This window comes from Enterococcus sp. 3G1_DIV0629 (assembly GCF_002141285.1).
GTDB lineage: Bacteria > Bacillota > Bacilli > Lactobacillales > Enterococcaceae > Enterococcus_B > Enterococcus_B lactis.
This window is the reverse complement of record NZ_NGLI01000007.1, coordinates 1-14,719: the sequence shown is the minus strand read 5'-3', so window position 1 is coordinate 14,719 and position 14,719 is coordinate 1. Positions and strand designations below refer to the sequence as shown.

The 14,719-nt window shown below is 31.8% G+C and carries 21 protein-coding genes; all 21 read right to left on the bottom strand.

Going from position 1 to position 14,719, the window contains the following annotated elements; all coding sequences use genetic code 11:
• Positions 1 to 187: 187 nt before the first annotated feature.
• Positions 188 to 1,201 (bottom strand): hypothetical protein, encoded by a 1,014-nt coding sequence (locus tag A5816_RS15890; protein ID WP_086311737.1) that lies wholly within the window; start codon positions 1,199 to 1,201, stop codon positions 188 to 190.
• A gap of 66 nt (positions 1,202 to 1,267) precedes the next feature.
• Positions 1,268 to 2,722 carry a hypothetical protein gene (locus tag A5816_RS15885; RefSeq protein WP_086311736.1) on the bottom strand — a complete coding sequence of 485 codons (1,455 nt, stop codon included), beginning with the start codon at positions 2,720 to 2,722 and terminating at the stop codon, positions 1,268 to 1,270.
• Between the two features lie 19 nt (positions 2,723 to 2,741).
• Entirely contained in the window at positions 2,742 to 3,098 is a 357-nt protein-coding gene (locus tag A5816_RS15880; protein WP_161440426.1) for a hypothetical protein, read from the bottom strand.
• A complete protein-coding gene (locus tag A5816_RS15875) occupies positions 3,085 to 3,414 on the bottom strand; it encodes a hypothetical protein (protein ID WP_086311735.1) in 330 nt (109 codons plus the stop codon). Before A5816_RS15875 ends, A5816_RS15880 begins: the two co-directional genes overlap by 14 nt.
• Positions 3,415 to 3,416: 2 nt before the next feature.
• The gene (locus A5816_RS15870; RefSeq protein ID WP_086311734.1) at positions 3,417 to 3,722 is read right to left on the bottom strand and encodes a hypothetical protein; all 306 of its coding nucleotides are present in this window, start codon (positions 3,720 to 3,722) and stop codon (positions 3,417 to 3,419) included.
• Between the two features lie 29 nt (positions 3,723 to 3,751).
• Positions 3,752 to 4,423 (bottom strand): hypothetical protein, encoded by a 672-nt coding sequence (locus A5816_RS15865; RefSeq protein ID WP_060805055.1) that lies wholly within the window; start codon positions 4,421 to 4,423, stop codon positions 3,752 to 3,754.
• Between the two features lie 5 nt (positions 4,424 to 4,428).
• Positions 4,429 to 4,581, bottom strand: coding sequence for an XkdX family protein (locus A5816_RS15860; RefSeq protein ID WP_086311733.1), 153 nt, complete (start codon positions 4,579 to 4,581; stop codon positions 4,429 to 4,431).
• On the bottom strand, positions 4,574 to 4,903 hold the full coding sequence (locus A5816_RS15855; RefSeq protein ID WP_086311732.1) for a hypothetical protein: 330 nt from the start codon (positions 4,901 to 4,903) through the stop codon (positions 4,574 to 4,576). Before A5816_RS15855 ends, A5816_RS15860 begins: the two co-directional genes overlap by 8 nt.
• A 6-nt stretch (positions 4,904 to 4,909) precedes the next feature.
• Positions 4,910 to 5,332 (bottom strand): hypothetical protein, encoded by a 423-nt coding sequence (locus tag A5816_RS16140; RefSeq protein WP_143354120.1) that lies wholly within the window; start codon positions 5,330 to 5,332, stop codon positions 4,910 to 4,912.
• A gap of 12 nt (positions 5,333 to 5,344) precedes the next feature.
• Positions 5,345 to 5,536, bottom strand: coding sequence for a collagen-like protein (locus A5816_RS16675; RefSeq protein ID WP_218777106.1), 192 nt, complete (start codon positions 5,534 to 5,536; stop codon positions 5,345 to 5,347).
• Positions 5,537 to 5,541: 5 nt separating this feature from the next.
• Positions 5,542 to 5,805, bottom strand: a complete 264-nt coding sequence (locus A5816_RS15845) for a hypothetical protein (RefSeq protein ID WP_060805045.1) — start codon at positions 5,803 to 5,805, stop codon at positions 5,542 to 5,544.
• A gap of 19 nt (positions 5,806 to 5,824) precedes the next feature.
• Positions 5,825 to 6,076 carry a hypothetical protein gene (locus A5816_RS15840; protein WP_060805043.1) on the bottom strand — a complete coding sequence of 84 codons (252 nt, stop codon included), beginning with the start codon at positions 6,074 to 6,076 and terminating at the stop codon, positions 5,825 to 5,827.
• Between the two features lie 2 nt (positions 6,077 to 6,078).
• Entirely contained in the window at positions 6,079 to 6,261 is a 183-nt protein-coding gene (locus A5816_RS15835; protein ID WP_060805040.1) for a hypothetical protein, read from the bottom strand.
• Between the two features lie 10 nt (positions 6,262 to 6,271).
• Positions 6,272 to 7,063, bottom strand: a complete 792-nt coding sequence (locus A5816_RS15830) for a hypothetical protein (RefSeq protein WP_060805038.1) — start codon at positions 7,061 to 7,063, stop codon at positions 6,272 to 6,274.
• 10 nt (positions 7,064 to 7,073) lie between these two features.
• A complete protein-coding gene (locus A5816_RS15825; RefSeq protein ID WP_086311731.1) occupies positions 7,074 to 7,583 on the bottom strand; it encodes a hypothetical protein in 510 nt (169 codons plus the stop codon).
• A 21-nt stretch (positions 7,584 to 7,604) separates the two neighbouring features.
• Complete coding sequence (locus tag A5816_RS15820; protein WP_086311730.1) at positions 7,605 to 8,612, bottom strand: N-acetylmuramoyl-L-alanine amidase; 1,008 nt, start codon at positions 8,610 to 8,612, stop codon at positions 7,605 to 7,607.
• Positions 8,605 to 9,015: a phage holin family protein gene (locus A5816_RS15815; protein ID WP_086311729.1), complete on the bottom strand. Its 411-nt coding sequence runs from the start codon at positions 9,013 to 9,015 to the stop codon at positions 8,605 to 8,607. Before A5816_RS15815 ends, A5816_RS15820 begins: the two co-directional genes overlap by 8 nt.
• Positions 9,016 to 9,076: 61 nt before the next feature.
• On the bottom strand, positions 9,077 to 9,382 hold the full coding sequence (locus A5816_RS15810; protein WP_143354119.1) for a hypothetical protein: 306 nt from the start codon (positions 9,380 to 9,382) through the stop codon (positions 9,077 to 9,079).
• A gap of 11 nt (positions 9,383 to 9,393) precedes the next feature.
• Positions 9,394 to 12,870 carry a peptidoglycan DD-metalloendopeptidase family protein gene (locus A5816_RS15805; protein WP_086311727.1) on the bottom strand — a complete coding sequence of 1,159 codons (3,477 nt, stop codon included), beginning with the start codon at positions 12,868 to 12,870 and terminating at the stop codon, positions 9,394 to 9,396.
• Positions 12,871 to 12,994: 124 nt separating this feature from the next.
• Entirely contained in the window at positions 12,995 to 14,179 is a 1,185-nt protein-coding gene (locus A5816_RS15800; RefSeq protein ID WP_086311726.1) for a phage DNA encapsidation protein, read from the bottom strand.
• Between the two features lie 169 nt (positions 14,180 to 14,348).
• The gene (locus A5816_RS15795) at positions 14,349 to 14,552 is read right to left on the bottom strand and encodes a hypothetical protein (protein ID WP_086311725.1); all 204 of its coding nucleotides are present in this window, start codon (positions 14,550 to 14,552) and stop codon (positions 14,349 to 14,351) included.
• Between the last annotated feature and the right edge of the window lie 167 nt (positions 14,553 to 14,719).

The window sequence follows — 14,719 nt, the reverse complement described above, 5'->3', positions numbered from 1 at the left end:
AGTTAAGCCTGCTCCTGTTGGCTCAATAGGAGTATTTCCCCACCAATTTAGAGAAGGAAAATTATATTTAAATCTTCTTAAAGCATGATCTAATTTCTTTTGAGTAGAATGTGTAGGATATTGAGCCCCTGATAATTCTGTTAGTTTATTCATATTTTCTTCTGAAATACTCAATCTAGTTACCTCCTTAAGCTCCTAAATTCTTAGAATTAGCAATATTTCTAAACATTGTAGCTACTGTACTATTCCACTGAACTTCTATTTCAGTTCCAAATGCCAAATTCAATAAATTAACTGCATGTCTTCTTGCGTTATAATAGATATCTCCCATACCTTCTATAACGTGATTATTTGCTGATGCTTCACCGCTAATCATTCGCTCTTTTTTTTGATCTGGATTATTATATACACCAAAAAGAGTTAGCATTTCATTTGTTGTATTTCTATAAGCTGTTTGCAGTGTAGATGTCCGATCAGGAACATTAAAATCAATTTTACCTATTTTATCCGCTATATTAGCGTCCATATCTATATCTATAGCTATTTCACCTGATAAAATTTTTTGTAATAAGATTTGTGAATTAACACCGTTTTTTTGACCTTTAATAATATAAGGACTTCTCATTTGTAGCCAATTCATTCTCTCTGTTGCCTTAATAGTTGCTAACATCTTGCAATAATGATTAACAATTTGAAAATCTGTTGAATAAAAATCTAAAAAGCTCTGCTTATTATAAAAAACTACATAATCGCCTTTTAGATTTCTTGGCGTAATTAATTTTTTATTAGATAAATAGTTATTAGAATCAAAATACGAAGGCATAATATCGCCATATAAGTTATATCCTAACTCATCTGATCTTCCTAAAATAACTATGTCTCCATAATCATCTTTTCCTACACAAACACCACCGCCAAAATTTCTAAGCATTGTTTCTAACTGTGCAATATTTAAAGTTGGTGGAACATTAGTATAGGTAAATAAATTAATTAACATATCTTGAAATTGAACTTTTAATATTTCTGCCTGCATACGCTCAAATTCTTTGAAATCGTTAGACATATTATTATCTGTACTTGTTTCATCTAATATACCTAAAATAACTTCTTGACGAGCTCCATACGTTCTTAAAAAAGTCGAGTGTTGTCCTGTTTCAACTCCGTACTTGTCATAAATTTTTATAGCTGAATTATTTTCCAAAGAAACTACCTCCTAAAAAAACCTCTTAGAAATTAGCTCTAAGAGGTTTTTATTATCCTTTATTCTTTATTCCTCTTTGGAATCGTCTTTTTTTGTTCTTTTTGTAGTTGTTTTAGACTTTTTATCAGTATCTACTGATTCAGTAGCCTTTCCTTGTTCCGTAGTTTCTGGATCATCTTCGCCAAAAACTTCATTAGCTGCTGCCCCTGTTTCTTCACTATAAGGGATATTAACTTGACCTGTAGCATCTACAGGCAGTTGTTTATTATCAATTGCAATAGATGTTAGTTCTACTGTATCAACTAATTCATCTGCTAAAATTACACAAGCTGGCATAAATGGACTATATGACATAATTTGTTTATCATTTAAAATAATTTGAGTATATCTTCCTAGAGGGTTGGCAGTAGATGATAGTTCAACAGGAATTTGTGGATTAATAATCAACGCACGTTTATCTAAAATAACCGCTTGAATACGTGAACCATCAAATTTTAGTTCAATATCTTGTGCTCCTGTTAAAGAATCTTGATAAGCAGCCTCGCTTGCTTCTGTTCCAGCTGGTACAGTTTCGCCAACTTCAAAGGTGTAATCACTTAAAAATCCTTTCGCAATATCTTCATTTGTTACAACGTGATCCTTTGTGTATTCATAAATACTTGGGAAGAAATCAACTTCTTTAATAGCTAAGTTAGATTTAACCGCATCTGAATGGAAAGCTGCTGCAAAGAAATCAACTGATAAATCAACGCTTGTATTTACAGGTAATAACATTCTTAATTCTGTAAAATCAGCTTGAATATTTACCCCAGTATAGCCTCTATTGTTAGCCTGATTTACATATCCCATATTATAAAAACGATTAGGATGGATCATCAGTTTTGAATGACGTAAAATAGCTTTTTGCATTTGTTTAGCAGTCAAAGCTTTACCCATATCAATAGTTCTAACTGCTCCTTTATAAACAGCTGTAGAAATTAATTTTTTAGTTTCATAGTATTTTTCATATTCATTTCCAGATAGCATAGATTGAGTAACAGCAATTACATATCTATTTAATTGTGTTTCATCACGGAAAATATCTGTAAATACTGTGTCTTGTAAAGTTTTTAAGTTAGATACATCACGTTTTCTGCTATGAATTGCCGCTAATAATTCTGGTGCTCTACGTTCAAATAATTTCTTTTCAGCTTTTGAAGGATCAAACATAAATGTTTCAGCTGCATCAATAATCATTTCTTCTACTTTGTCACCAGTAGTGATTAGTTCTCCTTCAAATTCAGCTAGCGGATTAACAATTTTATTTTCTCTAAACAAGATTTTTGCAACTAAATTAATAGCTGTTCTATGCCAAACATTGGCAAAATTTTCATCTTGACTTAAAATTTCCCCTACTCCAGTAAAACTAGTTTGTCCTCTCTCTGCAATAGGTAATTGTCCTTGATAATTTTTAGGCAATTTAGCCCGTACCGTATTCATAAATTCTGCTGGTGTGATTCCTAAATTCTTAAATCCATTCATTTAAATTACACGCTCCTTTTTATAATCCTTTTATAATTACATCGTCATATTCATTTCCATTTACTTCTTTTCCAAAGCTCCGTTTTTGAACTTTAGCAATAACTAATTGATCGTTTAATTCTCTCAATTTTTCGTTATTTTCTTCATACTTCTTTTTTAAAGCCAAAAAATGAGCTACTTTTTGTTGCTGAATATTAACAAACTTAAATACTGAATCTTCTAACTTATCAGCTACTTTAATAAAGCCTTCTAAAGCATCTGTATTAAAATAGTCATTGTTTTTAATAGCCGATAAATCATTAATATTAGGGATAAAAAAATCAGAAATTTTATCCTCTTGATAAAATGTAGGCAATTCAACTTCAAACATCTTCAATAATAACCCCCTTATATTCATCATCTAAATCACTTAATTCTTCTGATCCAGAATTAATCCTGTTAGATAAATTATTTATTAATTTATCTTGGCGTTCTGTTTCTTCTATAAGTTGATAGATAATTGGATCAAATTGTTCATCTTGATAAAAAGCTTGTTTTGCTTTCTCTTCAAGTTTACTAATTTGATCTAAAACTTCTGCTAAATTAGTAGGGTTAATAGACTGTTGATTATTATTGATAAATACTGTAACATCATCTAATTTATCAATTAAATCTAGCTTTTCCTGCATAGCATCAACTCTGACATCTGACATTTTTACACACTCCATCCATTAGCCCATTGACTACGGGCTGTTTCAAAAGCTCCTTTTCCTTCTTGTTCATTAGAATCTTTTGAAAGTTCTTCTGCATTTTCTTTTTTATCTTCTTGCCAAGATTCTTTATTTTCTGTTTCAGTAACAGCTACACCTTCTGACTTCTCTTCTGAATCAGGAATGTTATCTGCTGTTGCTTCTACAATTTCATCATTTTCAGCATAAGTTTCATTAGTAGCATTCTCTAACTGATCTTCTGCTGCTTTTTCGATTAATTCATCAACTTTTTTATTTTCAATATTTTCCATAATTCTTTACTCCAATCCTTTTTTATATTTTATGAAGGTTCATTATTTGTATTAAGAACATAACCTGTAACATTTGAAACTCTGTAAATATCACCGCTATCTGGTCTAGCTTGATTAGTAGCTGGAAATTTAATATAAAAGCATTTTTTGCCTTCTTCTGTACCTTTATAAGTTTCCACTTTTAAATATTGTGCTGTATTGTTAGAATCAATAAATTGTAAACTTGATTCTCTTTTATATTGTTCAGCAACATCAAAAGCGTAGGACGATAATTGAATAGAGGATATAATTTCCTCACTGCTTTTTGTAATATGCAGCAGCTGCAAGCTAATATTTAAAAGCTTTTGATTATCAGATAAACTTAGCTTATATTCACTATCGCTTAAATCAGAACCACCATTAAACAGCTCTACCATGCTAACTTGACCTGAATCTGCTGCAAATGTAGGTACATTAATCAAATCTTTATAATTACCTGTAGTAGCAACTGCGGCAAGCGAACTAGTATCTGCTTTTAATTCAAGTTTTTCATCTGTTTCTTGCTTAGTATATACATCTACTTTTTTTGCGTAATATTGACTAACAACAGATGATAAATCTGCTTTGGCTTTATCCGTATACTTTTTGGCATCCTCAAATTTACTATCAATATATCGCCTTGTTTTAGTAAAGAAATTCTTTGATCCTGTTAAAATCGACATTTAATTTAAGCCTCCTCTGGATATTTAGAACCACAAATTTTTTCAAATTCTTTTTTCGTTAAACAACCCATTTTAACGTAATCAACTAAATCACTTACTGAATAACAGCCCCAATCATAAAACTGTTTGATATTGTCAAATCCGGGAAAATTATTCATGTGATCCACCTTCTTCTTGATTTAATTGCGTTACTTTTTTTGTTAATTGAGCAACCATCATTTTTAAATTGCTTTGCTCTTTTATAGATTGAGACAATTGTTTCATTAATAATGAATTTTGTTCTTTAAAAATAGAGATATCTTCATCCACATCTGCGGCATTGGTAGGAATATGTTCTCTTTTTAATTCCTTACCATCCCATACCCAGTTTTCAAAATCATCCGGGTATATTTCTGTTTCTATTTCAATTAAATCTGGACCGGGCAAAATAGCATACCCACTTAAATGCCCAATTTCATTTTTTGTATATATTTTTGGCATTGCTCATTACTCCTTAGTAATCCATGTATCACTGAAACTAATTGTTAAAGGTGCAGCATTTAAACCTTTAGAACTGTATTTCATTGTTCCATCTGGATATATCCATTGATACATTGTCCTAGTAGTCTCTAAATTAGAACCTATATTTACACATGCCGGTATTACCCTAAAATTTTCTGGTCTATAACCTGATGGAATAGTTTCGTTTAATTTAGCACTTCCATCTGCACGTTTTCCTGTCTGATTAGTATTACAATCTAACGTAACAACTTGACCTGTTTTTCTTAGCGTGCCTTTTAATCCATAACCAAGATTAATTACTACTTCGCTTTTCTTTAGGTCTGACGGATCTCCTTTTGGTCCCTGTGGTCCTGTGTCTCCTTTAGGACCTTGTGGACCAACAACATGCCCTAAGTTAATAACAGACATAATAACAACCCCTTAATCTGGCTCTGTATAAATGAGATCGCCCTGTTCATTAATATGAAAAGTTCCAACTTTTCCCGGTTCTCCCTGTGGTCCCTGTGGCCCAATTTTCCCTTGAGGTCCGGTTGCTCCTGTAGCCCCTTTAGGTCCTGTATCTCCCTTTGGTCCCTGCGGACCAACAACGTGCCCTAAATTTTTTTCTACCAAAGATGTCACTCCTCTTCTGCGGTATATATTAAGTTGCCCTCACTATTGATTCTAAAATTGCCAACTTTAGCATCTTTTCCTTTTAAACTATTCAAAAAGTCTGCTTCTGTTCCTTTGTTTCCTGCATCTAGCCAAATTTGATAAGCTGATTTTCCGGGATCACCCTTATCTCCTTTTGGTCCTTTGCATTCATCACCTGAACTTGTATCATTGCATCCTTGAACAAATTCCCAAATGCAATCAATATTTTTTTGAAGTTGATTTTCCATTTTAAACCCACTCCATCATTTAATTAGTTGGCTTTGGAACGTTTAAAAAATTCATGAAGGTTTCTGAACTCATGGTATACGTATCATTTTCAGGATTATGATGAATTTCCATAAATGCTAATTTACCTTTTTCTTTCTTTGGTTCATCAGATTTTTCTTTTGGATCATCTTCTGATGGATCTTGAATATCTGTACTACCTGTTTGATCTTCAGGAGTTATACCTTCCATAAATTCAGTATATTTTTCATTCACTTCTTCTTTGCCTTCCATGATTATTCCTCCATTCTGTTGGTTAATCTATTAAAATCATCTACTACATTTTCACTATCATTACCTTCTTCTTTATCCGGTAATCTTCTGAAATAACAGCCTTCTTCATTACTGATAAATTCAAACAAATCTTTTTCTTTTTCCGGTAATAATCTCCATTCATTGACACTAATTCGCCATTCCATAATGATCCCCCTAATTGAATATGACGAAAATTTCTTCTTTCATCATTTCTTTAAATAAAGGAGTAAACAAATCATAGCCACTTTTGACCCACTCATCATAAATATCAAATACATCTTTGCTTCTTCCTTGTGTATTAGTAATACTATCCGTAATAGAATCGGTTTTAGCATCACCTAAGCTAGCTGTATAATCTCCTGAGTGACTTTCAGAACGACTTTTACCAGTTGTATTAGTATTACTAGCATTGTCTGCCTTCTGAACTTGTGAAGCATATGATATATTGTCTAAATCAATATCTAATTCATTTTGAGGGGTATTACTTACACCTGATCTATTTACACTCTTAGCATCTGTAGTTCCGCTAGAATCGCTATGATTTAATGATCTACTTTTACTACCAGTAACACGAGAATCATTGTTTACAGTGTTTCCAGTTACATTGCCTTTAGCATTTCCCGTTTGAGTGATATACATTTCATCAAGTATCATCCGCCAATGCTGGCAATAAATCGGCATCTTTCTTCTTAAAAAAGAACCTAATTGTAAAATAAAAGCATCTGGAGTTTGATATCCGTATTCTTTCATGAAAAAGTATTCTAAAAATGATCTTTCAAATTCTTCTTTAAAAGCAATATCCCTTTCATCCCCCCAAATTTTAAAAGGATAATTACCAACTGCTTTGAAAAAATTTTTTCTACTGTTTTCGATAATTGATTGAGGCGAGGCATATAGTTGAGGTTTTTCATTGAAATCTGAAAAACCTCTCAACAGCCACTGCAATTCTTGAGTATAACTAGACATTATTAATCTCCTACTTTTTTATTGGAAACAAATTTCTATAATCAAGAATATAAGCACAAGTTGAATCTACTCTAACTTCTACTTGGTCAGGATTATTATCACAATATTTTTCTACAACCCCGCGGAATTTTTCATTATTCATAATAAATTCAACTTCTTCTCCGATTCTAATTGGAACTGGAATAGAAATTTCTTCTTCGATTCCTAATTCAATATCAAAAGCAACCCTATAAATCATAGATCCATCTGAAATTTTAAATGACTCAAATTTAATTGATTGGAAGTGAAGTGACCTGTTAAAAAGAGTATCCCTAAATTTATTAAATGTATTAATATCAGAATCTGAATCATCATTTTCTCTATTAGAATATTCAAAAAAACCTTTAATAATACATCTATTTTCCCCGCTTAAATCAAGCTCCATATAATTTTTTCTTCTTACTTCAAAATTTATTGATCTAAAATTTTTTTTATTAACTTCCTCAATTTTTTTTAAAAATACGTTAATTAATCTATCCATATTAAGCATTTCCTTTCATTATTATCGCTTAGGAATTGTTAAATAATATTCAGGGAAATCAATATCTTTTGCTCCGCCCTTCATATTTCCTGCGGGATCATTTGTTAATCGAACTTTTACATAAACTTGCTTTCCTGCAAATTTTTTAATATCAATTGTTGTATCAAATCCCGGTTTATTATTACTACTTAATCCATAAGCAGCGTTAACATCTGGACGTGGAATGTCTTTTGATTTTTGACGTGCTACTTCTTTATTAGTTGCTTTATCCATAAGGAAAATAAAACAGTAATTATAATTTTCTTTCCCTGCATGAGCCCATCCTGCTTCCCTGAAACTTCCTAAAGGTTCTTCACGGAATTTTGCTAATTTTGCTGTCATTCCGTTAACTGTTTTAGCTGGGCTTTCTTCGATTATTTTGTCATGATTTGAGCTTGATTGAGGTTTTGAAGTAGAACCTGTATTAGCTGAACCGCTTAAAGATTCACCTGTAATAGCTTCTACTAATGCTTTAGCAACTGCATCAATATTTTTCACTAAATTATTTACATCTTTAGCACTTGAAATAAAGCCAAGTTCTACTAAACGATAAGAAATGCCACGATTTGCAAATACATTCATATTAAGCAAATCATCACGTTTATAAGTTCCTGTAGGTTTTGATGATCCCCAAAGTCCAACATATTTTTCTAAAACTTTAGCAATTGCTAAATCATTAGAATCTGGATTAAAGCGAGCGCTGATAATTACATGCCCACCTGTAGCACTAGAGCTTGTAGCTGCATCTAAATGGAACTCTGTAACAGAAGAATAACCATTTACTCCATACGCTCCGCCGCCTGCCTTTGTTTGTTGATACATATCTAGAGATTCATTGTAAAAATCAATTTGATTTTTCTTTAATTTAGCAGCCCATGCTTTTAGTTTTGGTCCTAAAATATTACGTGTAAATGTTGCCTCTTGATATCCATTCCCCGTTGCGCCGGGATCACCTTGACCATGTCCAAAAACTACTAAATGTTTACTCATTTGTTTCTTCCTCCTTATGATTTAATTCATTATTTGTTTTATTTATCTCAACTGTATTTTGATTAGTTGAGCTCAATCGCTTCATAAAAGGTTCAAATATTTTTGTAGAAATACCTAGCTTATTGAGATTTTCAATAATGCTTGTAAATTCATTTATGATTTCTAAACCATAAACACACACAATAACGCTAGATGAAATGATTTCAGGTAATAAAACTGTTGTAGGTACAACACCCATTAAAACTAAAAATAGAGCAAATTTTTTTAAAATTCCTGCACTCATTTTTCCTGACTTCAAATCATGATTTACATAAGCTTGAACCCATCCTGTAGCTGTATCAATAAACATTAGGATCAAAATAAATCCTAACCACACAAGTAATTTTCCATATTCATCTTTCATAATCTCTTCTGTTAGAAAAATTAATTTCAAATTTTTTTACACTCACTTTCCTATATATTTTTTACTCTCTAAAACATATAGGCGTGTTAGACAAATCAAGAGAAATCTGTTCAATTTTTGAAAAGTCCTTTAATTGTTTCATACCAACAAACCTATACCCATAGGGAGCAATTATTTCAAAGGCTTTAATTAGAGAAATAGTAAATAATGGTTGTCTAATACTGTAAGAACTCGGTACTTGTTCTCCATGCCGATAATCATAGAAAACATGAACTTTATCATTTGAATATTCAAACGAATAATTTTCAGTTTCATTAATAACTTTCTCAAATTCTTTATAAGTTGTTTTATTCATTGGTTTTCTCATGTTATGCCTCACTAATAATTTCCTGTTATGTCACGTTTTTTCATTTTTTCTTTGTCTCTCCAGAAAGTAATTCCACTATCAAAAATCATATTTAGAGCATTTCTCCATTTATTAGAAATTCTTCCTTTAACATCTGCCCCATTTGTTTTTATATAGTTAAATGATGGTTTTACTTTCATATAATTAGAAATACTGTCGTATCGCCTGATTTTATAACCAAATTGAGCGAAAAATTCAGCTACAATCATTAGTGCTTGTGGATTAATTGTGTACAAAATAGAGTAATAACTATCATTATCCCAAGCGACTTCAAAATTATAATCACTACCAGAAACAGCGCTAATATCAGGTTCATTTCTGATATCCGCTAAGCCTGCATTAATATTGGCAATTGCATTTTCATATTGATTAGAGGCAATTAATTGTGAAGTCGTAAGATTGTTATAAAATACTTTTTGTTCTGTTCCTTGATTAGCAGCAAGTGCAGCATTAGCTGTACTTTGAGCAATATTTAAAGATTGATTAGCTATGTTCTGACTAGCCATTATTCCTGCTCCATCCAAAGCATATTGAGCTAATCCGGTAACAGCACCTGCTACTCCAGCTGCTCCCCCTATAATTGGACCACCTTGTGCAACTCTTACAGCTGCATCTCCTAAAGCACCAACCATAGTTTTAGCTCCCTGCAATCCGTATTGCTGCCATTGTCCATACTGAGTGTTATCGAGTTGTTTTCTTGCTCCAGATTGATTTATAGAATTTATATTTCTTGTATTGGCTTGACCTAATGCAAAATTTCTTTCACTATTGCTTTGTTGTATGTTGTTTTGTGATACTGCAAATTTTGCATTGTCTATGCTTTGACTAATTCTGTTTTGATTTAAATATTCATAAGATTTTGAAGCATCAATATATAAATCAAAGTTCTTCATGGTTGCATCTATTAAAGAATCTTTCCTAATAGCAGCTTCACCTTGAACTCGGCTTTCTTCGCCTTCTCCATTGTCAACAACATAGTTTAAATAATGTTCAAAATAAAACTCTACACGATTTGACTTGCCCAAAAATCCTTTTACATCAACTAAGAAAGGTGCCTCCTGCTTTTTGAAGTTGGCAAGATTGAAATTCTTTTGTACACCTTTACCATTTGATAAAGTCATAGTACAAAAAGGAGCACAGCATAATTTTTCTAGACCTTTAGGACCTTGTAAGGAATTGATATAATTAATAGTTTCAGGATGAGTTTGCCCTAAAGTGATATTCAAGGCTTCTCTAATTAGTCGGTACTTTGTGTAATCATTTTTCTTATTTTCAACTAATAACTGAACATACTTTTGAGCTATTTTAGGGAATCTAAACCTATTTATTTTCAAAGCATAAATACCTGATCCTTGGGGAGGAGTAGGTTTATCTCCTCCAGAATCTCCTCCCCCTGTATCACCGCCACCAGTTCCATTTTTTATAATTTTCATGGGGTCTAACCAAGTTCCATCATCTACAAATGCGCTTGATTGAGCTGCTAACCAATCTTTTTTAGTAATGCCTAGATGTAAATGCTCTGTTGTTCTTGTTCCTATAGTTTCTCCAAGTGTAACCTTCTGACCAACATTCACTTTTATATCAGCACTACTATTACCAAATTCTTGATAAACAACGTAATAGCCATCACTTGAATGTGTGGCAATCACATATCCCAAAGCTTCATAACCGCTAGGCGCATATCCTGCATAAACCACCTCGCCACTATGAACACATCTTATATTTGAACCCGGATGATCTACCGAACCAAAATCAAGTCCATCATGAAATCCGGTTGGTGGTCTGAAACTTGCATCTTCTGGATGTGTTCCAAATAATTGGCTATCTAAGCCCCAAGGTTTATTACCATCATCATCAGAAAACGGCCATCCCCAGCCAGAACTTTTAGCTTCTAATGCTCTATTTTTTAAAGATTTACTCATCAATCCATCTAATTTTTCAAATTTTCCCGGATTTTGAGAATTGATTGCATTGTAACAAGCTTGCATATTGGATAAATAATGTTCATAACCACTTGCAGCATAGTCTGCATTGGCTCCCCCAACTCTAAATAAGCCTTTTACATAAGCATCTAAAGTTTTTTTGCCTTCTGTATGATACAAACCATTAGCTTCTGATAATACAAAGCAAAAACTATTAAAGTAATCATCTAATGAATTGAAATGAACATAATAACCGCCTTCTGCTCTCGGCGTTCCTTGAGAAACAGTAACTCCCGGCGGTGGATTGAAAGGCATACTTATACCACTCCAATTATTATCTTTAACCCCAACAGTAGATGTTCCGGAATCTCCCCAATGACTTTCAAAAAACATTTGAGTAATCATAAAACTAGGCATAATATTTCTTTGTTTAGCGTATTTTAACAGCATATTGATATGCTCATTTTTTATAACGTAACCAGAATTTACTATGTCTCCATCAGTAAAAGTTCCTGTACTTCCCGAATCTCCGCCACTTCCTCCAGAGTCTCCGCTGTCTCCGCCGCCGCTTCCTCCGCCTGACGATCCGCCAGAAGTTTTGCTGCCTATTTCATAAAGTTCCATGTTTTGGTTATAGCCGCCCCATTCGCCATTTCCTAATTTAGTAGTTAATTTTCTTTTATTACTGTCATAAGAAAAAGCAAGTCCTATTTCTTTTTGTAAAAAGCTGACTACTACTGACTTACCTCCATTAGTAAGCTTTACATCATCAGTAAACTTTTTAACGGCTGTTGCTAATGAATTTTCGCTGTTTTTAGAAGTTTCTATAGTCACTTTGTTTGAATGACTTAAATTAACTACATTTTCTACTCTAAAATCTAATAACTGACCTGTTAAAGTGTTGTAAGGTAGAACATAATAAGTAAGCTGTGTTGGTGTTCCTATAAAATTCATAGTTTCAGCATCAGCTAAAGCTATAACTAAAAAATTAACATCCCCACTATTGCCTGCATCCTCAAATAAATCATCATACAAAAGTTCATATGCTAACCCATCTACTCCGATTTCTTCTTGATTTGCCAATAAAGGAGCTAAATTGTTATCTAGGTAGTATTGGTTGCCTTTTTCTTTAACCACGTTTAGCATTCCACGCTCAATAAATGCTTTACTTAAATCCCACTTGAACATGAATGTTTGTACCGGATCAACTACCCAATCAACATAAACTAAACCATCACTATCATAGTGAATATCCATTACAAAGCCCCACCATTCACAATTTTCAGTGCTTCCTTCATAGCTAGGATTAATCACATGTACATAGTTAACTTCTAATAATTGTTCATACTTCTTATTAGTTCTAATTTGCTCTTCTACTCTTTGATAACTTCCTGTCATAGAACCTACTTTGAAATTATCAAAATAGGCTTTTTGTTCGGCTTTGCTATCAAAGAGAGGCTCATGTTTAAAATCTGTTGATATCGGAACAGCTGAATAAAATTCAATTTTTGATTTTACTCTCGACATATCATCAGCTACCTTTTATTTTTTTCTTTAAATAAAATTTAGCACCATCAAAAATTGAAATACATATCAAATAGCCATAAAAACGAACAAAATAATAAAAAGGTAAACAATTGTTTACCTTTTTTTAGAATACTTCCCAGCCGTTTATTTTACTTAAATCTTTAAACATATATTTACGCATATATTTTTCAACAATTAATCTCAAATCAGGAGCATCAAAATATATCTGTTTATTCTTTAATTGCGTAGTTATTATATAAAATATTTGCAAATCTAAAATTTCTGATCCAGAAGGAATTTTATCAACAAAAGTCCTTTTATCTCTATCAATTAAACGACTAATAATTAAATGATTTTCTCCGTCTTTCCAAACACCTAACACAATATTATCAAGTTTAATATTATAGAGTAATTGTCTAGGACTTTTGGCATGTTTAAGCTTTAGAACATTGAAATTATCATTATCTGGATATTGATTTCTTTGAGCATAATCTCCGTAAGCAGTACCACTAATTGAATCTTTATATAGTTGATTGCGCTTTGCTTCATTTTCTAGATGGTAAAAAATGATTGATCCATTTTTCTTTTCTGTTTTTACTTCGTTAAATTCATCATAATCATAATAAGCAAAATACGGATTTAAAATACTACCAGAATTTCCTAATGCAAATAACTTACAGTCTTCTGTTCCTGCTCTATTACGTGCAATAGAATCATAAATATCTTCTAATTCAATAGGTTCATCAGGTAAATAATTCCATAGCTTTTTAGCTTGAAATTCGTCTAAAATAATAATCTTTACATAAGGCATACCGGGACCACGTATTTTTTCCGCAGCTGATATAGCGCTTATATATCCTATTCTTATTCTTTTTCTATTTTTTTTGTTCATTTTGTCTTTAAATACAAATAAAATATCTCTAACACCTTCTGAACTACCTTCAAAATCTATATAAGTTTCAAATCCTTCAAGAATAGTCGGATCAAGAGCCGCTTTAAAATCTTCTAAAAAGTCTTCTAAAATAAGCCTTTTAGCAGCTTCTCTGGCTTGTGTTAAAGTTCTTCTTAAAAAGAAAAATTGATATTCAGAATCTACAAATGAAGGCATATTTTCTAATTCTTCAATACTTTGCAATGAAAAGCGATCAAGTATATTAAGAAACCCTTTGTTAATACTGTGATCGAGAAACCCATATGTTTTCCCTATGTCACGATTCCCCACAATAAAACCAAATTTCTTTACCTCACTAATGATAAGTTCAACATTAAGCCAACCTTCTTCTGTTTGATAAGGATTGTCTTTTGTCATACTACTTCACCTAAATTGCTTTTTTATCTAATGTAACAACAAAAATATTTTAATAACACACGAAACACTTTTAAAAACGAACAAAAAAACAAAAAGGTAAACAATTGTTTACCTTTTTATCTATTTATTCAAATAATTTGTCCTAATTATCTCAGAAAGATAAATCTTTCTATTTCTGATTTTCACTACTTTTAATATCTTTTAATAATAAAGATACTTCTTCTAGCTTTTCAGGCGATCCTTCTGCAAATATTGTTCCGCCACCTAATAAATCAATTACTGTAAAATCATCCAAATCATTATAACAAATACTTGTTATAAAGTTAGGATTAATATACACTATATCACCACTTGTATTTATAATTTTAATCATTTCTATTCCTCTCATTCAAATTTTGTACTACTTGTCTCTAGATAGGTATTTTTTTATTTGCTTCGTTTCCTCCTCGAAAAACTTTTCTATCCATTTATTAAACATTCTCATGTGCCATTTCAACATGAGAAAAGAAACAATAAAAGAAGTTATTGAAGAGACTAAAA